The 21,416-nt window shown below is 75.4% G+C and carries 14 protein-coding genes and 1 pseudogene; 8 read left to right on the top strand and 7 right to left on the bottom strand.

The genetic code is table 11. From position 1 onward, the window contains the following. Positions 1–3: 3 nt before the first annotated feature. Positions 4–1,449 (top strand): acyl-CoA synthetase, encoded by a 1,446-nt coding sequence (locus BLW57_RS26460; protein WP_093477901.1) that lies wholly within the window; start codon positions 4–6, stop codon positions 1,447–1,449. After that, positions 1,442–2,839 (top strand): carboxyl transferase domain-containing protein, encoded by a 1,398-nt coding sequence (locus tag BLW57_RS26455; protein ID WP_176985725.1) that lies wholly within the window; start codon positions 1,442–1,444, stop codon positions 2,837–2,839. Before BLW57_RS26460 ends, BLW57_RS26455 begins: the two co-directional genes overlap by 8 nt. 17 nt (positions 2,840–2,856) lie before the next feature. Here the strand turns inward: BLW57_RS26455 and BLW57_RS26450 are convergent, their stop codons facing one another. Further along, the gene (locus BLW57_RS26450; RefSeq protein WP_093477900.1) at positions 2,857–6,468 is read right to left on the bottom strand and encodes a S8 family serine peptidase; all 3,612 of its coding nucleotides are present in this window, start codon (positions 6,466–6,468) and stop codon (positions 2,857–2,859) included. Positions 6,469–6,715: 247 nt separating this feature from the next. Between BLW57_RS26450 and BLW57_RS26445 the strand changes: the two genes are divergently transcribed. The 6 genes and pseudogenes from BLW57_RS26445 (at position 6,716) to BLW57_RS26410 (ending at position 15,841) form a co-directional block, all read left to right on the top strand. Further along, a complete protein-coding gene (locus tag BLW57_RS26445; protein ID WP_305629473.1) occupies positions 6,716–7,195 on the top strand; it encodes a CU044_2847 family protein in 480 nt (159 codons plus the stop codon). Next, on the top strand, positions 7,195–8,931 hold the full coding sequence (locus BLW57_RS26440) for a VMAP-C domain-containing protein (RefSeq protein WP_176985974.1): 1,737 nt from the start codon (positions 7,195–7,197) through the stop codon (positions 8,929–8,931). Before BLW57_RS26445 ends, BLW57_RS26440 begins: the two co-directional genes overlap by 1 nt. Before the next feature lie 44 nt (positions 8,932–8,975). Next, positions 8,976–10,026: pseudogene (locus BLW57_RS26435) on the top strand (AAA family ATPase). Further along, positions 10,016–13,831 carry an SAV_2336 N-terminal domain-related protein gene (locus BLW57_RS42530; RefSeq protein ID WP_256339594.1) on the top strand — a complete coding sequence of 1,272 codons (3,816 nt, stop codon included), beginning with the start codon at positions 10,016–10,018 and terminating at the stop codon, positions 13,829–13,831. The pseudogene BLW57_RS26435 and the gene BLW57_RS42530 overlap by 11 nt, the downstream one beginning before the upstream one ends. A gap of 155 nt (positions 13,832–13,986) precedes the next feature. Next, on the top strand, positions 13,987–15,024 hold the full coding sequence (locus tag BLW57_RS26415; RefSeq protein WP_093477897.1) for a rod shape-determining protein: 1,038 nt from the start codon (positions 13,987–13,989) through the stop codon (positions 15,022–15,024). A 139-nt stretch (positions 15,025–15,163) separates the two neighbouring features. After that, a complete protein-coding gene (locus tag BLW57_RS26410) occupies positions 15,164–15,841 on the top strand; it encodes an ANTAR domain-containing protein (protein ID WP_176985724.1) in 678 nt (225 codons plus the stop codon). A gap of 326 nt (positions 15,842–16,167) precedes the next feature. Here BLW57_RS26410 and BLW57_RS26405 read toward each other — a convergent pair whose 3' ends face one another. The 6 genes from BLW57_RS26405 to BLW57_RS26380 are packed head-to-tail and all read right to left on the bottom strand — an operon-like array spanning position 16,168 to position 21,331. Beyond that, positions 16,168–17,394, bottom strand: coding sequence for a cytochrome P450 family protein (locus tag BLW57_RS26405; RefSeq protein ID WP_093477895.1), 1,227 nt, complete (start codon positions 17,392–17,394; stop codon positions 16,168–16,170). 12 nt (positions 17,395–17,406) lie between these two features. Beyond that, a complete protein-coding gene (locus BLW57_RS26400; protein ID WP_093477894.1) occupies positions 17,407–18,624 on the bottom strand; it encodes a cytochrome P450 in 1,218 nt (405 codons plus the stop codon). Then, positions 18,621–19,247 carry a GTP-binding protein gene (locus BLW57_RS26395; RefSeq protein WP_093477892.1) on the bottom strand — a complete coding sequence of 209 codons (627 nt, stop codon included), beginning with the start codon at positions 19,245–19,247 and terminating at the stop codon, positions 18,621–18,623. Before BLW57_RS26395 ends, BLW57_RS26400 begins: the two co-directional genes overlap by 4 nt. Then, the gene (locus tag BLW57_RS26390; protein WP_093477891.1) at positions 19,225–19,578 is read right to left on the bottom strand and encodes a DUF742 domain-containing protein; all 354 of its coding nucleotides are present in this window, start codon (positions 19,576–19,578) and stop codon (positions 19,225–19,227) included. Before BLW57_RS26390 ends, BLW57_RS26395 begins: the two co-directional genes overlap by 23 nt. Beyond that, entirely contained in the window at positions 19,575–19,997 is a 423-nt protein-coding gene (locus BLW57_RS26385; RefSeq protein WP_073893693.1) for a roadblock/LC7 domain-containing protein, read from the bottom strand. Before BLW57_RS26385 ends, BLW57_RS26390 begins: the two co-directional genes overlap by 4 nt. Positions 19,998–19,999: 2 nt before the next feature. Beyond that, positions 20,000–21,331, bottom strand: coding sequence for an ATP-binding protein (locus BLW57_RS26380; protein ID WP_093477889.1), 1,332 nt, complete (start codon positions 21,329–21,331; stop codon positions 20,000–20,002). Between the last annotated feature and the right edge of the window lie 85 nt (positions 21,332–21,416).

Raw genomic sequence — 21,416 nt, 5'->3', positions numbered from 1 at the left:
CGCGTGTCCTCCCTCTTCCCCGCCCTGGCGGACGGTCCCCGCGAGCGGGTCGCCCTGCGGTTCGGCGAACGGTCGTCGACGTACGGCGAGCTCGCGGGTGCCGCCGGTGCGCTGGCCGGCCGGCTGGGCGGCAACGGCCGGGTCGCCGTGTGGGCCACCCCGGAGCTGGAGACCGCCGTCGCCGTGACGGGCGCGCTGCTCGCCGGGGCGGCCGCGGTGCCGCTGAACCCGAAGTCGGGCGAGAAGGAGCTGGCGCACATCCTCTCCGACAGCGCTCCGGCGCTCGTGCTCACCGCGCCGGGCACCGAACTGCCCCCGGTGTTCGCCGGACTGCCGCGGGTGGACGTCGACGCGTCCGCCGCCGGCACCCTCCCCGGGGAGCACGCGGCCGACGGCGACCCGGCGCTGATCGTCTACACCTCCGGCACCACCGGCCCGCCCAAGGGCGCGGTGCTCCCGCGCCGGGCGCTCGCCACGACCCTGGACGCGCTCGCCGACGCCTGGCAGTGGACCGGGGAGGACGTGCTGGTGCACGGGCTGCCGCTGTTCCATGTGCACGGGCTCGTGCTCGGCGTCCTCGGGCCGCTGCGGCGCGGCGGCTCGGTACGGCATCTGGGCCGGTTCGGTCCCGAGGGAGTGACCCGGGAGCTGAACGAGGGCGCGACCATGCTGTTCGGCGTGCCGACGATGTACCACCGCCTCGCCGAGGCCCTGCCGGACGACCCGGGGCTGGCCGCGGCGCTCGGCCGGGCCAGGCTGCTGGTCTCGGGTTCGGCGGCGCTGCCCGTGCACGACCACGAGCGGATCCTGGCCGCGACCGGACGGCGGGTGATCGAGCGGTACGGCATGACCGAGACGCTGATGAACACCAGCGTGCGGGCGGACGGTGAGGCCCGGGCGGGCACGGTCGGGGTGCCGCTGCCGGGTGTGGAGCTGCGGCTGGTGGAGGAGGACGGCACGGAGATCGCCGCGCCGGACGGGGAGAGCGTGGGCGAGATCCAGGTGCGCGGCGCGAACCTGTTCACCGAGTACCTGAACCGGCCCGACGCCACGGCCGCCGCGTTCACGGAGGACGGCTGGTTCCGCACCGGGGACATGGCGGTGCGCGAGCGCGACGGGTACGTGCGGATCGTGGGACGCAAGGCCACCGACCTGATCAAGAGCGGTGGTTACAAGATCGGGGCGGGTGAGATCGAGAACGCGCTGCTGGAGCACCCGGGGGTGCGGGAGGCGGCGGTCACCGGCGAGCCGGACGCCGACCTGGGCGAGCGGATCGTGGCCTGGATCGTCCCGGCGGACCCCGGGGCCCCGCCCACCACCGAGGAGCTGGCGGACCACGTGGCCCGGCGGCTGGCCCCGCACAAGCGGCCCCGGGTCGTCCGCCTGCTGGACGCGCTCCCCCGCAACGACATGGGGAAGATCATGAAGCGGGCGCTGGCCGATGTCTGAGCGGCACTCGGCGCGGGAGCTGCTGGCCCTGGTGACGGACGCGGGCAGCTTCCGCGAACTCGCCGTCCCCGGCCGGGAGTCCGCGCCGGACGGCCCGCTCGCCTGGCAGGGGTACGACGCCTCGCGCGCCCGCGCCGCCGAGCGCACCGGTGAGGAGGAGTCGGTGGTGTGCGGCACCGCCGAGGTCGACGGCAGCCCGGCCGTGCTGCTCGCCTTCGAGTTCGGCTTCCTCGGCGGGTCGCTGGGCGAACGCACCGGCGACCGGCTGGAGGCGGCGTACGCGTACGCGCGGGAACACCGGCTGCCGGTGGTGCCGTTGATCGCGACCGGCGGCAGCCGGATGCAGGAGGGCATGCTCGCGCTGACCCAGCTCCAGCGGGTGGCCCGGCAGTCGGCGCTCACCCGGGAGGCGGGGCTGCCGCAGATCGCGGTCCTGCGGGACCCGACGACGGGTGGCGGCTGGGCCACCCTCGGTGCGGGCGCGGACGTCGTCCTGGCCCTGTCGGGCGCCCAGGTCGGGTTCGCCGGCTCCCGGGTCCGGCCACCGGACGCCGACCCGGCCGCGTACACCGCGCAGGCCCAGGCCGCGGCGGGTTCGGCGGACGCGGTGGTGCGGCCCGAGGGGCTGAAGCCGGTGCTGGGGCTGTGGCTGCGGCTGCTGTCGCGCGGCGTCGCGGGGGCCGTCGCGGACCCGTCCGGGGGTGCGGGCGGGGCGGGCGCGCGGACGTCCGGGATCGCCCCCGCCCCCGTCCCGGCCGCGCTCGGCGGCGGTGGGCTCCCCCGTACCGGCTGGGAGGCCGTGTTGCGGGCGCGCGCGGCCGGACGCCCGCGCGCGGGGGCCTATCTGGACGCCTACTTCTCGGCGCGTGCCGCCCTCGTCGGCGACCGCTGCGGCGGCACCGACGAGGACGGCATGCTCTGCGGGTTCGGCGAGCGGGACGGCCGTACGGTGGCCTACGCGGCGCAGACCGGCACGGCGACCCGGCCCGCGGGGTACCGGACCGCGGCCCGGCTGATCCGGCTGGCGGACCGGCTCGGCGTCCCGGTGCTGACCCTGGTGGACACCCCGGGCGCGGCGAACGACGCGGAGGCGGAGCGGCAGGGGGCCGGGGCGGCCATCGCCGAGGTCTTCGGGGCGGTGGCCGCCGCCCGGGTCCCGGTCACCACGCTCGTCGTCGGCGAGGGCGGCTCCGGCGGCGCGCTCGCCCTCGCCGCACCCGGCAACACGTGGGCCGTGCCGGACAGTTACTTCTCGGTGATCGCGCCGGAACTCGCCGCGGCCATCCTCAAGCGGCCGCCCGAGGAGGTGGAGGCGACCGCCGGGCAACTGCGCATCCGGCCGCAGGACCTGGTGGAGCTGGGGGTGGTCCGGGGCATATCCGGCCGCTGAACCACCCCCGCCCCGGGTCACCGCACGGCCACCGCCCGGATGATCTCCTGGGTCACCGAGCCGCCCTTGTCGTCGTGGGCCGAGGCCCGCAGCGACACGGTCCGGGCCTCACGGGGCACGCTCAGTGTGCCGTGCCGGCCGGTGCCCCCGCCCTTCAGCGGGACCTGGTGCCAGGTGGCCCCCTCGTCGTACGACACCTCCAGCTTCTCGCCGCCGAGCGTGCCGGTGCCGGTGGCGCGGGCGACGTACTCGGCGCCGAGCGTGACCGGGGCGCGGTGCCCGGCGCGCACGGTTCCGGCGAGGTCGGTGTCGAGCTCGAAGGCGAGGTTGATCAGCGGCAGGTAGGTCCAGCGGTCGTCCGGGGTGGCCGCCGAGCGGAAGGTCCACTCGGTGTGGCCCTTCGTGGCGAGCTTCCACCGGCCGGCGTCGAGCGCGGTGTCGGTGACGACCTGGTAGCCGTGCTCGTCGGCGGGCGCGTCCCACACATAGGCGGCGGAACCGGTGTTGCGGTCGACGAGCGTGCCGTCGAGGTAGACGGCGGTGGTCTGGCTCATGCCGCTGTCCTCGCTCCACGCGTCGCCGAAGCCGGTGTGGTCGGGCCCGGAGTCGCCCCAGCCCGGGGTGTTCAGCTGGATCTGGTTGCCCGCGCGCTGCTGGCCCCAGCCGAGTCCGGTGCCCAGCCAGGGGTGCCACACCGGGCGGAACCAGTGCAGCGCCGGCCGGGTGCCGGCGTCGTAGCGCACCAGTCCGCTGCGCTCCTCCAGCGTGCCGTCGCCGACCGCGACGGACTCGTGCCACAGCTGGCCGGGGCCCGTGGAGACGTAGTCGGTACGTTCGGCGGGGAAGCCGACGCGTTCCTGGAAACCGAGCCCGATCGGGAAGGCGTCGGTGAGGGAGTAGCGGAACTCGCCGCCGCTCAGCGGCTGCGCGGCGTGGAACCTGACGGGGACGGCCGCCAGTCGACTCGGTGAGGGGGCGAAGGTGAGGGGTCGGTCGGGTATCGCGCCCCGGTGCCCCTCGGAGAGGTCGTACACGTAGGGCGAGTCGGCGGTGCCGGTCATGTCGACCCGGCCGGCCGCGCGCAGGCGTGCCGCGTCGGCCGCGTCGACGGTGGCGATCTGCAGGGGCCGGTCGGCGTTGTCGTCGGTGCCCCACCAGGCCATCAGCCGGCCGGGGGTGTCGTCGGTCACGAACAGCGCCTCGGCGCCCGCGTCCTGGGCCTGCTGGGCGAGTGCCGCGGGGTCGGTGCCCTCGGTGAGACGGGCGAGCACCGCCTTGCCGGCCACTTCGGTGACGGGGCCGTCGCCGACGTCCACGAGCGGCAGCCGGGTCCGGCCCTCGATCAGGGTGCCGCCCGCCTGGACGGTCGCCTCGCCGACGCCCGCGACCTGGAGCGCCGGCTCGGCGAGCCGCCACACGGTCCGGTACTCGAAGTCGCCCTGGGTCACCTGCTTCGTGGGAGCGGCGAAGACGCTGTCGTAGGTGAGGGGCACCTGGACCGCGCCGAACAGGTCGGCGCCGCCCGCCTTCCGGTCGAACTCCATGAGGAGCTGATGGGTCTCGGTGCGCCGGTCGACGTCCGCGCGGATCTCCCGCAGTCTCCGGCCGTCCAGGGTGACGTCCCGGTCCCGGTCGAGGGCGATCTCGGGGGCGGCGAGGAAGCCGAGGCCGAGCGAGTCGGCGCCGTGGCTGCCGTGCACGTCGAGGAAGGAGGTGAGGGAGTAGGTGCCCGGCTTCAGACGCAGCTTCAGGGTCCCGGAGTCGCCGACGTGGGCGGGCTGGGCGTCCTCGCCCTCGGCGAGCCGCTGCACCGCGAGGTCGGCGGCGGCGGCCTCGCCCGCCCGGTCCTTGACGTGGACGGTGAGCGTGTACCGCTCCTTCTCCTTGACCAGCCCGAACACGGTGTGCGCGACGGTGGTGCCGGCCGGGTCGGCGGCGACGATCTGCCCGCTGGTCCGGCCGACCGGCGCCCGGGAGCCGTCACCGGTGACGGTGGTGGCGGCGGTGCCGTGCGCGGGCACGGTGAGGGAGGTGTCGGCGAGGGTGGCGACCCCGTCGGGTGCGCCGTGCACGGACAGCTTCAACCGCACCGGCTCGTCGCCGGTGTTGCTGTAGGTGAGGGTGCGGGTGACGGGCTTGTTCCCGTCGTAGGGCCAGCCGAAGAAGCCGAGGTCGGCGCTGCCGGTGGCGGTGACCTTCGCGTGCACCGCGTCCGGCACGCTCACCCGTCCCGCGCCCAGCGTGTAGGCGGAGGCGTCCAGTGGGGCGGAGGTGGACAGCAGGGCGTCCTTCAGCCGGGCGCCGGTCCAGTCGGGGTGCTCCTGCGCGAGCAGGGCGGCCACCCCGGCGACGTGCGGTGTCGCCATGGACGTGCCGCTCATGGAGGCGTAGTAGCCGGTTCCCGCCGTGAGTTGGGAGCGGGCGGCGAGGATGTCGACGCCGGGGGCCGACAGGTCCGGCTTGAGGGCGTTGTCGCCGTAGCGGGGGCCGGCGCTGGTGAAGTAGGCCGCCTGGTCGTCGGCGTCCACCGCGCCCACGGTGAGGGCGGAGTCGGCGGCGCCGGGCGAGCCGATGGAGGACGGGGCGCCGGTGTTCCCGGCGGCTGTGACGAAAAGGACGCCGGTCTCCTCGGAGAGGGTGTTCACCGCCCGTGCCATCGGGTCGGTGCCGTCGCTCGGTTCGGTGGAGCCGAGGCTCATGGAGACGATCCTGGCGTGCACGTCCCGCGCCGCCCACTCCATTCCGGCGATGATCTGCGACTCGCTGCCCGAGCCCTGGTCGCTGAGGACCTTGCCGACGGCGAGCGTCGCGTCCGGCGCGACCCCCCTCTCCCTGCCGTCGGAGGCGGCGCCGCTGCCGCCGACGGTGGAGGTGACGTGGGTGCCGTGGCCGTTGCGGTCGGCGACCTCCTCCCCCTCGATGAAGCTCTTCGTCCGGCTCACCCGGTCCGCGAGGTCGGGGTGGCTCGTGTCGACGCCGGTGTCGAGGACGGCGACCGTGACGCCCTTGCCGGTCAGTCCCGCGTCCCAGGCCGTCTCCGTGCCGATCTGGGCGTTGCTCTCGGCCAGATCGGCCTTCACCCGCCCGTCCAGCCACACCTTCTCGATGCCGGCCGACCGGGTGAACGACCGCCAGAAGGTGCGGCTTCTGTCCGCCTCGACCGCCGCCCCGCGCAGGCTGGGCAGGCTCCGCACCCGCTCGGTGCCGGCCGGTGCGGCGGTGCGGGCGCTCCTGCCGTAGGTCAGGATCAGCGGCGTCGCGTCCGACCCGGCGTCGGTGAGCCCCTGCCGGATCAGTCCGCTCACGTCGAACAGCCGCCGGTCCAGCGTCCTGGCCCGCAGATACGGCAGCGCCTCGTCCGGTACGACGGTGAGGCGGCCGTCGCTCTCCTGTGTGCGCACCGCTCCGGTGGCCCCGCGGGGCCGCTGGACGGTGACCGTCCTGCGGCCCCGGCCGAGGTCGGTGACCGTCACCTTGTCACCGGTGACGAGGGTGACGGTCCGGCCGGCGTCCGCCGTGCGCGGGACGGCCTGCGTGTCGCCCGCGGCGGCCGCCGCCTTCGGCAGCATCGCCAGCACGAGCCCGGCCGACAGGAGGGCCGCCCCACGCCTGACTGGTTCTCTGATCATCAACGCCCTCTTCTGCGTCCGTGTGCGAGTCGGGCCCTGCGTCACGTGAACTGGGGCCCGTGCACGGTGTGTCGGGAATCGCGTGCGAGAACTGCGTGTCGAGTGCTGCGAAGAGTGTCGGGCGGTTCGCGCGGCGGCGGATCCGGCCGGAGGTGGCGGGTTGGCGCACTGGCGGGTTCTCGCCAACCTCGGCCGATGTCCCGCCACGCACCTCGGACGATGTGACACCCGAAGCACCGTCCGTAACATGGGTGTTGGTTCACGCATCGGGTACGACGGGGGAGCAGACGTCGCCATGGACGGGTTGGTGGAGTTCAGGACCGAGGACGGCGCGCTGGTCGTGGTGGAGGACGTCGTCACCAGATCCGGTGCCCGCCTGGTCTCGCGCGGCGACGGTCCGGCCCAGGCGGCACGCACCTTCGAGGGGGCGCTGGAGGGCGTGCGGGCGGCCGCCGCGTCCGCGCTGCGGGTCTTCCGGGACGGCAGCCTGCGCCCCGAGACGGTGGAGATCGAGTTCGGCGTACGGCTGTCCGCGGAGGCCGGCGCGGTCATCGCGAAGGGGTCGACGGAGGGCCACCTGGTCGTGAAGCTCAGCTGGTCCCCGGGGCAGACGACCGCGGACCCGGCCGCGCAGGCCGCACCGGGGCGGACCGTGGCGGGAGACGCCCTGCCGGGACAGGGCGTGCCGGGAGAGGCCGTACCCGCGGCGGAGCCCGCCGCCCGGTGATGCGCAGTGCTGCCTGGCACGCCCGCATCGCCTGCGGCAACGAGGTCGGGGCCGGTTTCCTGGTCGCCGGTCACCGGGTGCTCACCTGCGCCCACGTCGTCAGAGGGAGCGGCCGGGCGGCGGTGACCGTCTCCTTCCCGCACGCCCGGGAACTGGGCGAGCTGTCCGCCTCGGTCGTCGCCCACGGCGGCTGGGCGGGCGACCCCGCCGACCCCGGTGACGTGGCCGTGCTCGAACTGGACCGCCAGGTCCCGCTCGACCCGGCCGGCTTCGCGGCGCCCGACGTCGCGTACACGGACCCCTACCCCCGGCTGGTCGCGTACGGCTTCCCGGAGGGGTACGACGAGGGCACCCTCGCCGAGTACCAGGCGGTCTCGGGCCAGTTGATCGCGGGCGAATGGCTCGAACTCGTGGCCTGGCACGGGCACGGGCAGCCGCTCGTGGCCGGGTTCAGCGGTGCGGCGGCGACGCTGCCGGACGGCCGGGTCGTCGGTATGGTCACCGCGGCCTCGGGCACGCCGGACGTGCGCAAGGGCCGGATGCTGCCGCTGGACGTCATGGCCCGGTACTGGCCCGAGCTGGGTGAGCTGGTGCCCACCCCCGGCCACCGGGACGACGCCCGCCGGCGGCTGTACGCCCTGTTGCGGCGGACCGCGGGCGCCGGGCGCGTCGGCGATCCGAACCGGCTCTACGTCGACGCGGTGGGCCCTTTCGGGCCGCCCCTGCCCGCGGACGGTTTCCCCACCCTGTGGGCGGCCGCCGCGTACGTGCAGTGGGAGGTCCCCGACCCGGAAGCGGTGGACCGCTTCGCCGGCCGGCTCGGCGAACTGCTGGACGGCGCCCGGCCGTCCGCGGCTCCCGTGTCCCCGCCGCCGGGCCCGGCATCGGCATCGGCATCGGCATCGGCGGCCTGGTCTCCGGTGGTCGTCGAGATCGACCACAGCGGTGCCGGACCCGACCAGGTCACCGTGGAGGTGTCCGCTTACCGCGACGGACGGCGCCGGCCGGTGGGCACACGCCGGCTGCCGCGGACCGGTGTGCGGGCCTACGTCCAGGGGCGCATCGACGAGGCCGTCGCCCAGCTCGCCCCGGACGCCGACGAACTGGTGACGTTCGTCCTGCCCCGCGAGTGGCTGAACGAGGCGGTGGCGCACTGGGAGTGCGGCGCGGAGGACAGCACGCCGCTCGGTTGCGCCTATCCCCTGGTGGTGACCGACCGCGCCCGGCACCGCAGCGGCCGGCTGCGCCATCAACTGCGCAAGAAGTGGCGGAAGCTGGACCTCTCCGGTCGTGGGGTCGAGGTGCACCGCGTCGAGTGCGGCACCCGGGAGCGGCCGCCGAGCCTGCGCAAGCGGCTCTGGGACGGGGATGCCGGGCTCGCGGGCTACGCGGCGCCGCCCACGACGGCACGGCAGCACTTCGAGGTGGGGCTCACCGTGCCCGTGCCGGTCCTGCTGTGGCCGCGGACCGGCTGCCCGTGCGACTGGCACGAGGACCCGCCCCGCGCCCGGACCGAGGAACCGCCGTGCCCCGGCAGCGCGTTCCTCGACCGGCTCACCGACTCGCTCGCCGAGGTCCCGGCCGCCGAACTCCCCCGCCACGTCCTGTCCCTGCGGCTCGCCGCGGACGCCGCCGACGAACCGGACCGGCACTGGGCGAGAGACCTCCAGCTGCTCTGGGACGACCCGCGCTGCTTCCCCGAGACCACCGCGAGCCTGCACTCGCCCGTCGCCTGACCGACCGCACCACCGACCGCGCCCCCCACGGAGAAGAAGAGCCCATGCCCCTGTGGCCCGTCTACACCGGTACGAACGAGCCGCACGACGGCATCACCGAGCTCCCCCCGCCGCCGCCGTGGCGGGCCTTCGACGGCGGGCCGGTGCTGCGCGCCCCGGACGCGGCCGCGGACGCCTCCGCCGTCTCCCCCGACCGGATGCACCGCGCCGAGACGTACCAGGCCACGGAGCAGACGGTGCAGCTCGTCAACGCGGCCCTGTATCTGCGCCGTCCGCTGCTGGTCACCGGCCCGCCGGGCACCGGCAAGTCCTCGCTCGTGTACGCGGTCGCCCGTGAGCTGGGACTCGGCCCGGTGCTGCGCTGGAACGTCACCAGCCGCAGCACCCTGCACGACGGGCTCTACCAGTACGACCCGCTGTGCCCGGCTGTACGCGGCCCGCCGGCAGGCCGCCCGCTCCGACCGGGACGACCGGGGCCCCGCCGACGGGACGGCCGACGGCTCGGGCATCGAGCACCATCTGCGCCTGGGCCCGCTCGGTACCGCGCTGCTGCCGTACGCCCGCCCCCGCGCGCTGCTCATCGACGAGATCGACAAGAGCGATCTCGACCTGCCCAACGACCTGCTGAACGTGCTGGAGGAGGGCCAGTACGAGATTCCCGAGCTGGTCCGCTCCGCCAGGCTGGCGCCGGACGGCGTCGCCGAGGTGCTGGCCGACGGCACCGACGAGCGGGTCCCGGTGGCGCACGGCCGGGTCCGCTGCCGCGCCTTCCCCTTCGTCGTGCTGACCAGCAACGGCGAACGCGAGTTCCCGCCCGCCTTCCTGCGCCGCTGCGTCACGCTGCACCTGCGGCAGCCGGACGACCGGCACCTCGCCGAGATCGTCCGCGCCCACCTGGGCGAACCCGACGCGTACGCACGCACCCTGATCGACCGCTTCCTGTCCCGGGCCGGCGCCGGCGACCTGGCCACCGACCAGCTCCTGAACGCCATCTACCTGGCCCGCTCGGCCGACCTGGACACCGGCTCCCTCGACCGGCTGGCCGAACAGCTGATGCCCTACCTGGGGCAGGCCGCGCAGCCCGATGTCTTCTGACCCCACCGCCTCCCCGGACCCGCTGGCCCGCCTCGCCGACGTCCTGGCCGAGGCGGCGGGCGGCACGCGCCCGACCCCCCTGGAGCTGGCCGAACTGCTCTGGCTGGCCGGACGGATGCGACCCGGCGGCGGGGAGACCGCGGACCCGACGGGTGCCGGGCAGCCGGCCCCGGCGCGGGACGCGCCGGCCCCGCCCGTCCCACCGGCGCCGGACGAGCCGTCCCCGGCGGCTGAACACCGGCCGGAGACCATCCGGCCCCCCGAACCGGTCTCGCGCGTCCCGCTGCACCTGCCCGCCCGCCGCCCCGCCCCGGCGGCGGGCGGTACGCCGCACACCCAACTGCTGGCCCCGGCGCCCCCGATGCTGCGCCACCCCCTCGCGCTGCAACGCGCGCTGCGCCCGCTGGCCCGCCGGGTCGACGCGCCCGTGGGCCGCGAACTGGACGAACGGGCGACCGCCGAGCGCATCGCCCGACTGGGCGCCGGCCCCGAGTGGTGGCTGCCCGTGCTGCGCCCCGCCCAGGAGCGCTGGCTGCGCCTGAACCTGGTGTACGACGCCGGCCCCACCATGCCGGTCTGGCGCCCCCTGGTCCGCGAACTGCACACGGCCCTGGCCCAGTCGGGCGCCTTCCGCACGGTCGCCCTGTACCGGGCCGCCCCCGACGGCACGGTGCGCGGCCCGGGCATCCACGCACCCGGCGACGGCCGTACGGTCACCCTCCTGGTCAGCGACTGCATGGGCCCGCAGTGGCGGGAGGGGCCCGCCGGCACCCTCTGGTACGCCACCCTGCACCGCTGGGCACGCCGGATGCCCCTGGCCGTCGTCCAGCCGCTGCCGGAACACCTGTGGCGGGACACGGCCCTGCCCGCCGTCCCCGGCCGGCTGTCGGCGCCCGGCCCCGCGGCCCCCACGGCGGCCCTCGCGTTCACCCCGTACGAGCCGCCCGAACCGCACGATCCGCACGAGCCGCCGGTGCTCGACGGTGCCGTCCCCCTGCCCGTGCTGGAGCCGGAGCCGAGGTGGCTGGCGCACTGGGCCGCGCTGCTCACGACGCGCGGCGGCGGGGCTGTCCCCGGTGCCGTCGCCGCGCTGCGCGGGCCCCTGGCGGCGGATGCCGAGGACCGCACGGACGTCGGCCTGCTGTCCGCCGAGGAACTGGTCCTGCGGTTCCGCGCGACCGCCTCCCCCGAGGCGTTCCGGCTGGCCGGCCATCTTGCGGTGGGGCGCCCCGACCTGCCGGTGATGCGCCTGGTCCAGGCCGCCGTGGAACCGGATCCGCGCCCCCAGCACCTGGCCGAGGTCGTCCTCAGCGGCATGCTCACCGCCGTCCCGGGCGGCCCTCCCGGCTCCTACGCCTTCCGCGACGGCGTGCGCGAGCTGCTCCTGCTCGGCCTGCCGCGCACCGCCCACCACAGCACCGAGCAACTCCTCGCGCGCATGGGCGGGTTCATCGACCGGCGGGCGGGCCGGGCGCCGGGCGAGTTCCGGGCGTCGGTCCCCGCCGCGCGGGGAGCGGGAGCGGGCGTGGAGGGCGACCCGTTCGCCACGGTCCGCGAGGACAGCGTGCGACGGCTCACGGCGGACCGCGACGGGCAGCCGGATCCGCAGCGCGGCGCCCTCGGGTTCACCCTCCTCGGCGCGTTCGGGGTGACGCGCGGCGGACACCCGCTGGCCGTCGAGGACCCGCACACCCGGGCCCTGCTGTGCATGCTGCTGCTCCGGCGGGGGCGGCCGGCCTCGTGGGCCGAGCTGGCCGCCGGCTGCTGGGACCCCCCTGTCCCGTCCGGGGTCCGCATGCCGGAGACGCACCTCGCGCGCCTGCGCCACGTCCTCGGTCCGGACGCCCTGACCACCGAGGGCGGCTACGCCCTGCACCCGGACCGGGTACGCGAACTCGACGGCCGCGACGGCGTCGACGTCTACCGCTTCCGCCGGCTGGCCGGCGAGGCCGAGCGGGCCGGCGCCTCCGGGGACCCGGAACGTTCCCGCGAACTGGCGGCCGAGGCGCTGGAGTCGTGGCGAGGCGATCCGCTGCCCGGGGTCCCGGGTCCGGCCGCCGAGGACACCCGCGAGGGCCTGCGCGCCCTGCACCGGGTGCTCGACGCCACCGCGGCCCGGGACCACGCCCCCGTCGAGCGGCCCGGGATCCTCTTCACGGCCGACGCGCTCACCGGCCGCCCGGAAGCCCGCATCACCCTGGAGGCCGCGGTGCACGAGGTCCTCTCGCGCGGCTCCCTCGGCACCCGCCGGTACGAGGTGGAGGTCCGCCCGGACGGCTACCTGGTGCGTACCGAACCCGGCGCCTACCTGCTGCCCGTCCTCGTCGCCGTCCTGCGGGAACTCCCCCAGGCGCTCACCCGGCTGACCGATCCGCCGCGGCTGCGGGTGACGTTCGCACAGCCGTCCGCCCGGCCGCCGGAGACGGCCGCGGACGTCACGGTCGTCGTCCCGCCCGCGCTGTACGACGACTTCGCCGCCAGCTCCGCCGCCCAGCGTTCCCCGCGCTTCCGTCCCCTCTTCGGCGACGGCGCCCCGGACAGCGCCCCGGAGGCCTGGTACTGCCTGCTCGGGCCGACGGCCCCCGAACCCGGCGAACGCGACCTGGTGCAGGGCCCGTTCATCACCCAGGACCTGCACGAGCTGGGCATCCCCACCCCGGGCCGCACCGCCGTCGTCCACACCCGGCCCGACGGCCCGCTCACCCTGCTCGACCCGATCCAGCCGTACGGCACCCGGCCGCCGCGGCCGGAGACGTACTACGCGGTCGACCTCGCCCCGCACCAGGCCCGGCACACCGTCTCCCTGCCGAGCTCCGGCAAGGGCTCGTTCACCGCCGCGGTCGAGCTGTCCTGGCGGGTCGACGATCCGGTGGCCCTCGTCCGCGGGGAGACCGCCGACGTCTCCGGGCTGCTGCTGGCCCACCTGTGCGCCGCGGCGGCCCGCATCACCCGCCGCCATCCGCTGCGCCGCGCGGGCGGGGCGCAGCGCGCGGTGAACGCGGGGGTGGGCGACTGGCCGGTGCCGGGACTGGCGGTGTCGTACACCGTGCACCTGGTCCCGGAGGGGGCGCCCGTGCCGGCGGTGGAGCAGTCGGCTCCGTCGCGCCGCCGGCTCTCGGCCCTGCTCGCCGGCGCCGAAACGGTGCTGATCGGCTTCGACGGGCCGCTGGCCCGGCTGTTCTCGGCGCGGCGCGCCCGGGAGGCCGCGCTCGACCTGCTGTCCGTCGTGGCCGAGCACCGCGACCCGGCGGACGCGCTGTCGGGCCGGCCGCTCGCCGTGACGAGCCCAGCCGGCCGGGAGGCGTTCGTCCATCCCCTGGACGTCCTGCGCGCGTTCGCCCACGACCGGCTCGGCCCCGTGCTGCGGGCGCGCCTGGACGAGCTCGAACTCCGTGCCGTGCCCGACGCACCCACCACGCACCGCTCCCTCGCGCTGGTCCGTGCCCTGCACGGCGCTCGCCGGCGGGTCAGCGTGGTCACGGACGTGGCACCGCGGGCGGTGCGCAGCTGTCTGGAGCCCTACCGTCTGCCGTTCGCGGGCGTGCACGGCCGCAGCGAGGACCTCGGTCTGCTGACGCCCCACCCCGACTGCCTGCTGCGCGCCCTGGACGCCCTGCGCGTACCCGCCCGGGCCGGCGTCCTGATCGGTTCCTCGGTCGCCGAGCTCACCGCCGCGCAGCAGCTCGGCCTCCGCTTCATCGGGTACGCCCCCACCGCGGCCGCACGCCGGCGTCTGCGCGAGGAGGGCAGCAAGGTCACCGTCGCGTCCCTCGAGCCGCTTCTGGAGGCCGCCCGCGCCCTGTAGTCCGGGCGACACTCCGCACGGGCCGCGAAAACCGCCCGTTCAGCGGCACCCCGGCCGGTCGCCCCCAGAAGGCGCCCGCTGCCGGGCCCGCGCAGGATTCCAGTGAGCCCGCCGGCCCGGCGGGGGTCGCAGGCCCGCGCACGGAAGGATCTGTCGTGACCGTCAGCCTGGAGCAGTTGCGCCGCTGTCACTTCGCCGTCGACCTGGGCGCGGCCCGCACCCGGGTCTTCGTGAAGGGCGCCGGCCTCGTCGTCGACCAGCCCTCGGTCGCGGCCGTGAACACCCGTACCGGCGGACTGATCGCGGTGGGCGAGTTCGCGGAGCAGATGACGGGCCGGACGCCGAGCTACATCAGGGTCGTACGGCCCGTCTCGGGCGGGACCGTGGTCGACATCGAGATGGCCCAGCGGATGCTGCGGCAGCTGCTCGGCGACAAGACCCGCCGGGCCCTGCGCCGCAACCTCCGGCTGCGCGCGGCGGCCTGCACCCCGCACGACGCCGATCCGCTGGCCACCCGCGCGACGATCGAGACGCTGGTCGGCCTGGGCGCGCGCCGGGTCGAGCTGGTGGACACGCTGATCGCCGCCGCCGTCGGCTGCGGGCTGCCCGTCGAACGCCCCGAGGCCACCATGATCATGGTGTGCGGGGCGGCGGCCACCCAGGTGGCGGTGCTCTCGCTCGGGTCCATCGTCACCGCCGTCCGGCTCCCGGTGGGCGGTGAGGCCGTCGACCACGCGATCGTGCAGCACCTGCGGCACGAGCACGCGCTGGTGCTGCCGAGCCAGTCGGTACGGCCGCTCCAGGTGGCCCTGCGGGGCAACGGGCTGACCCCGCACGGCCCGGCGTCGGCGGAGATCCACGGCCGGGACGTGGTGACCGGGCTCCCGCGCAGTGTGCGGGTGAACACCGCCGCCGTGCGGGAGGCGATCCAGACTCCGCTGACGGCCGTCCTGGACGGCATCGGCAGGGTGCTCCGGGACTGCCCGCCCGATCTCGTCGCCGACCTCGCCGACCGCGGGATCATGATGGTCGGCGGCTCCGCGCTGCTGCCCGGTTTCGACCAGATGCTGCGGCAGGCCACCGGGATGCCGGTGCACATCGCCGAGCGGCCGGAGCTGTGCGCGGCCGAGGGCCTCGGCGCCATGCTGGAGGGCCGGATCGAGCCGCTGCTGCTGAACCCGCTGGCCGCCTGACCCGCCGGGCCCCTTTCCGTCCCCGACCTCCCGCCTCCCGCCGCCACAGAGCGCGGGATCCACGACGCGCCGGGTGTAGCCGGAGGTGCCCCGGGCAGGCGATCGGCGTGACATCCGGAGGACGGAAGGGGGCGGACTCATGACCTCACCGGCACAGGCACCGCACGCCGGGCGGCCGGACACACTGGCCATGGGCGGCCGTACGGAAGGGGAGCGGGTCCTGCTGTCCGCGCGAGGAGAGCTGGTCCTCGGCTGCACCGACACCCTGGCCGGGACCCTGGCCGCGCTGCCGGCAGGGGTGGCCCGGATCGAGCTGGACGTCTCCGGGGTGTCGTTCATGGACACGACCGGTCTGACGTTCCTGACCCTGCTGGGCGACTACGCCCGCCGGCACCGCGTACCGGTGTCGGCCACCGGCTGGCACGGACAGCCGCGCCGGGTCCTGGAGTTGGTGGGACTGGACACCACGGACCCGCTGCGGGCCGCGCCGCCCGCCGCTTCCGGCAGCCGCACCGCCTCCGCGGTGGCCCGGGAGCGCGCCGAGCAGCTGGAGCTGCTGCGCCTGGAGATCGAACAGCTGCGGCACGCGCTCGACTCGCACCCGGTGATCGACCAGGCACGCGGCATCCTCATGGCCGCCCACGCCTGCACCCCGGACCAGGCGTGGGAGATTCTGCGGGAGGCGTCCCAGCGGACCGACACCAAGCTGCGGCAGGTGGCGGCGGCGGTCACGGAGAGCGCGACCCGCGACAGGCCCGCGCCGCCCGGGCCGTTGCGCGCGGCCCTGGGCGAGGCGGCGGCCCGCCATACCCGGTGACGATCCGTCAACCACCGTACCGGGGACGTCAGTACGGCAGGATGCGCCCGGAGGGTGTCCTGCGGTCGATCTCCTGCCCGCGCGGTGCGGCCGGGCGCCGGCTGACACGTACTCGGATCCGACGGTCCATGACGCCCTCCTTCTGCCGGTGACGGCCCGGCGGTGGACGCCGGTAGGAGGTCCGTGCCCAGGACATGGCCCGTTCAAGCGTGAACCTGCCCAAGTAGTGGATCGAGTTGGACGGCAGGCGGGCGGGTGCCGTCCGACCCGGTGAGCCGCGCGGACCGGCGCACCGGGGCGGCGCCCGGCCCCGCCGTGAGCCGGGTCTACGCGGGGGTCAGCCGGACCGGGAGTTCCTGGTGGCCGTTGCTGATGAGGGAGGCCACCGGCCGCAGTTCGCCGGCCGGGACCGCGAGGGACAGGTCCGGGAAGCGGCCGAAGAGCTGCCGGAGGGCCTCCGCGACCTCCAGGCGGGCCAGGGGTGCGCCGAGGCAGAAGTGCACACCGTGGCCGAACGCCAGGTGCTCCTTGAGGCCGCGCGTGACGTCGAAGGTGTCGGCGCCCTCTCCGTGCCAGTTCGGGTGGCGGTTGGCGGCGGCGTAGGAGGCGAGGATTGCCTCGCCCCGGGCGATGGTCCGTCCGTCGGGCAGCTCGATGTCGGTGACGGCGTAGCGCAGCGGCAGGTGTTTGACGGCGGGCTCGTGCCGCAGGGTCTCCTCGACGACGTCGTCCCAGCCGGCCTTCCGGGCGCGCACGAGGTCGAGCTGGTCGGGGGCGGTCAGCATGGCGACGATCGCCTGGTCGATGACGTTGACGGTGGTCTCGTACCCGGCACTGATCATCAGCAGCAGCGTGTCGCGGAGTTCCTCGCCGGTGAACCCGGTGCCGTCCGACTCCTCGTCGCGGGCGGCGATGAGCAGGGAGGTCATGTCGTCGCCGGGAGCGGCGGACTTCATGGCGATCAGCTCGTCCAGGATGCCGTAGAGGCGGACGGCGTTGGCCTGGGACTGCTCCGGGGTGAGTGTGGTGTCGAAGACGCCGTCCACGACCTGCCGGAAGCCGGCCCGCCGGTCCTCGGGTACGCCCATCAGGTGGCCGATCACGGCGATGGGCAGCGGGTAGGCCAGGCGCTCGCGCAGGTCGACGACCTGTCCGGCGGGCACGGCGGCGAGGTCGTCGACGAGGTCGGTGACCATCGCCTCGACGGCCGGGCGCAGTTCGGCGATGCGCCGGGCGCTGAAGGCGGGGGCGACCATGCGCCGCAGCCGGCGGTGGTCGGCGCCGTAGGCGGTGAACATGTTCCGCACCGCGATCCACAGCGCGAGCGGCCAGTCGGTGACCGTCTGCTGGAAGCCGGGCCAGTGCGCCCGTCCGTCCTTGGACACCGAGGGGCTGGTCAGCAGTTGCTTGAGCAGGACGGGGTCGGTGACGGCCCAGGCGTGGACACCGAGGATGTCCACGCGTGCGGCCGGACCCTCGGCGCGCAGGGTCCGGTGCTCCTGGTGCCGGTCGGCGCCGGCCGGGTCGAGGACGAGGGGGGTGGGCTGGGACATGGCCGGTCTCCTTCAGGCGACGGCGGGGAAGCGGACGGGCAGGGCTTCCAGGGCACGGTGGAACGGTCCGGGCCGCCAGGCCAGTTCGGACTCCGGGCGGCCGAGGTCGATCTCGGGGAGCGCGTCCAGGAGGCAGGTGACGGCGGTCTCGGCGATGAGGTAGGCGTGGGTGCGGGCCGGGCAGGTGTGCGGGCCGATGCTCCACGACAGGTGGGCGCGGTTGCCGCTGAGGCCGGCGGCGGGGACGCCGGCCGTGACGGCCGGATCGTTGTTGCAGGCCGCCATGGAGATGACGACGGGCTGGTGGGCGGGGAGCAGCACGCCCTCGACGTCGATCGGGTACGGCGGGTACGTGATGCAATAGTTGGCCAGCGGCGGGTCGGTGTACAGGACGGTGTCGAGGGCGTCCCGGACGGGCTGGCCGGCGTGCAGTCCGGCGGAGAACTGCTCGTCGGTGAGGATCCTGAGCACGGTGTTGCTGATCAGGTTGGTGAGCGGCTCGATGCCGGCGCCGTACAGGGTGACGAGCTGGTGGGACATCTCGATGTCGTCCAGCCGGGCGGAGTGGGCGATCAGCCGGGAGGTGACGTCGTCACCGGGCTGCCGCCGCCGCAGGGCCACGAGGTCGGCCACCGCCCGGCCGAGGATCTCGTTGCCGCGCGCGGCCGTCTCGGCCTCCGACTCGAAGATCTTGGCCATGCCGTCGGCGATGCGCAGCCCGATCTCGTCCGGGCAGCCCAGCAGCGCGCTCAGGACGCGGAAGGCGATGGGGTACGAGTACTGGGTGAGCAGGTCGGCGTGGCCGAGGGGGAGGAAGTCGCCGATGGCGGTGGAGGCCACCTTCTCGACCAGGGCGCGCAGTTCGTGCTGGTCCACCGCGCGCAGGCTCGCGGTGTTCGCCGCCCGGTAGCGGGTGTGTTCGGCGCCGGCCGAGCGCAGGGCGTTGGGGCGCCACTCCATCATCGGCCGGACCGGGCAGCTGTCGGGTACGGCCTCCTGCCAGATCCGCGGGTCGGCGGGGAAGTGCAGCGGGTCGTTGAGGATGCGCCGGGCCTGCTCGAAGCCGATGACGAGGGTCGCGGGGACGCCGGGGGCGAGGTCCACCGGGACCAGCGGTCCGTGGCTGCGGCGCATGCGCTCGTAGGCGGCGTGCGGGTCGTCGGCGAACTCGGCTTCGTGGAGCGCGATCCGCGTCGGGGGGACGGCGGTGCCGGGGTCGGGGGTCGTCATGAACGGGGCTCCACGAGTGAGGCAGAGGTGTGCCGGGTGGTCAGGAACTCGATCAGGGTGATGAGCGCGTACACACAGGACCGGCGGTCCCGTGCGTCGCACTCGGTCAGCGGCGTGTCGGGGTCCAACGCGAGCGCCTGCCGGATCTCGTCCAGGGGGTAGCGGGGCGCGTCGGGGAAGACGTTGATGACGACGGCGTACGGTGTGCGCTGTTCCTCCAGCAGGCCCAGCACCTCGTGGCAGCCGTCGAGGTCGCGGGTGTCGGCCAGGACCAGGGCGCCCAGCGCGCCTTCCGTCAGCCCTTCCCACAGGGGCCGGAAGCGGGCCTGGCCGGGGGTGCCGAACAGGTAGAGCACGAGGCGGTCGCCGAGCAGGTGGATGCGGCCGAAGTCCATGGCGACCGTCGTGGTCGTCTTGTGCGGTGTGCCGCGCAGGTCGTCGACGCCGACGCTCGCCTCGGTGATCGGCTCCTCCATGCGCAGCGGTGCCACCTCGGAGACGCTGCCGACGAAGGTGGTCTTGCCGACCCCGAACGCCCCGGCGACGACGATCTTCGCGGAGCGGGTGACGGCGGGGGCCAGGTAGTGGGGTGCGGGCTGGTCAGACCAGTTCGCGGAGTCCACGGAGCACCTCCTGGAGCAGGTCGAGCCCGGGGCGGCCCTCCTGGACGGGGACCGGGCTGGACAGATGGCCGCTGTCCATGAGGGCGGAGACGATGATGCGGACGGTGGAGGGCGGCAGTTCGAGCGCGGCGGCGATGTCCGCCACGGCCAGGCCGCCCCGGCCGCCGGCGAACAGGCGCATCACCCGGCGGGCGTCCGGCGCCAGCGTCCCGGTGGGGGCGGGCGCGGCGATGACCACCGTCTCCAGGCGCACGTCCCGGCTGGGACGGTTGCGTCCGCCGGTGCGGACGTAGGGCCTGATCAGGTCCGGGTCGTGCCGCGGACCCGTCACGTCGCCGTGCCGCCGTCCGCGGCGGGACGGCGGTCCCCGACCTCCAGCTCGTGGCCGAGCCGGGTCGCTAGGCGCACCATGTGGTGGCTGATCAGGCCGACGTCGGCCTCGGGGCCGGTCGTGACCACCGAGAGCATGCTGTTCTTCGCGGCCGCGGTCGTCAGTCCGATGCGGCCCTGCGACTCGATGAGCAGCTGGCACATGCCCTTGCCGCCGACGTGCTCGTCCCACGCCTTGCCGGCGGCGCGCAGGGAGGCGGTCACGGCGGCGAGCTTCTCGGCGTCCTCCTGGCCGATCGTCTGCGTGCGGGCCTGCAGCAGGCCGTCGCCGCTCATCAGCACCGCGTACTCGACGCCTTCGACGCAGCCGAGTTCCTGGTCGAGCAGCCACCCCAGGCTGTTGCTGTGCGTGTCACGCATCGTCAGTGTCCTTCGGTGGTTCCGGTGTTTTCCTGGGACCGCCGTCCTTGGCGGGTGCCCGCCGCCCAGGCGGCGGCGACGCTCGGCCGGCCCGGCACGACGGGCCCCTCGGCCGGTGCCGGGGACGCGCCGCGCGCCTTGGCGGGCCGCCGGCGGACGGTCAGCCCGCTGGCGGTGGTCGCGGCGGGCGACGGGGATGCGCCGGTGCGCGGGGCCGGGACGGCCGCCGGTTCGGGCGCCGTCGCGGCGGGGAAGGCCAGGAGGTTGTTCGGCAGGACCAGTACGGCCCGCGTGCCCTGGTAGATGTTCGGCGCGGTCAGCTCGACCCGGAAGCCGTAGTTCTCGGCGAGCAGCGAGGCGACCCGCAGGCCGGTCTGCGGGTGGGCGCCGAGCTGCGTGATGTCGTCGCGGTCCTTGCCGGACATGATGTCGCTGGCCCACAGCAGCCGCTCGTCGTCCATGCGCAGGCCGGCGTCGTCCACGGTCAGGAAGCAGGCGTGGTGGCCCTGCTCGACCGCGACGTGCACCCGGGCGGCCGGCGGCGAGTACCGCAGGGCGTTGTCCAGCAGCAGCGCCAGGGTGTGGACGACGGCCTCGACGGCCCGGCTGTGCACCGCGACGGTGTCCAGCTCGTGGTGCTCCACCCGCTGGTAGCCCTCGATCCGGCCCATCGCCGCGCGGATCACGTCGGTCAGCGAGGTCCGGGGCCAGCGGCGGGAGAGTTTGTCGCCGGCCAGTACGGCGTAGCCCTGCGCGGTGAGCAGCATCTGCTGGGCGATGTGGTCGATGTGCACCAGGGTCGCGTAGGCCTCGTCGTCCTGGTGGGAGCGCACGCCCTGGCTGATCTCCCGGCTCAGCCGGGAGGCCCGCGCCACCACGCCGGACGCGAAGCTGCGTACGGCCGCGCGGGTGGCCTCCCGCGACTCCCGGCGGGCCCTGGCGATCTCCTGGTCCGCCGCGGTCCGGATCATGCCGATGTGCTGTTCGGCCGTCGCCTGCGCGGTCTCCCGGACCTGCGTGACGGTGGCGGCCACCTGGCCGGTGACGTCGCGGAGCCGGTGGGCGAGGACGGTGTGCGCGGGGGGCGGGGGCAGGGTGAGGTCACCGGCGTGGTGCTCGCCCGGCGGGTTGGCCGCTCCCAGGACCGGTATGTGCGCGGCGAGTTGCTCCAGGGCGAGCTCCACGGCACGCAACTGGTGGCCCAGTTGATCCGCCCTGCCCCGGAATTCCTCGGCCCTGCGCTGCTCGCGCCGGTACGCGCGGTGGAAGCGCCAGGCGGTCCCCGCGGCCGCCAGGACGGCCACGGCACCGACGGCCAGTATGAGATCGGTCATCGAGTCCTCTCCAAAGTCCGAGTCGCGAACGGGTCGGAGGCGGGACGGCACCGCGGCGGCCGGGACCACACCCGCATGACGCGGG

The organism is Streptomyces sp. 1222.5 (assembly GCF_900105245.1).
GTDB classification, from domain to species: Bacteria; Actinomycetota; Actinomycetes; order Streptomycetales; family Streptomycetaceae; genus Streptomyces; species Streptomyces albidocamelliae.
The sequence above is the reverse complement of the archived record's forward strand: the minus strand, read 5'-3'. Positions and strand labels throughout refer to the sequence as shown.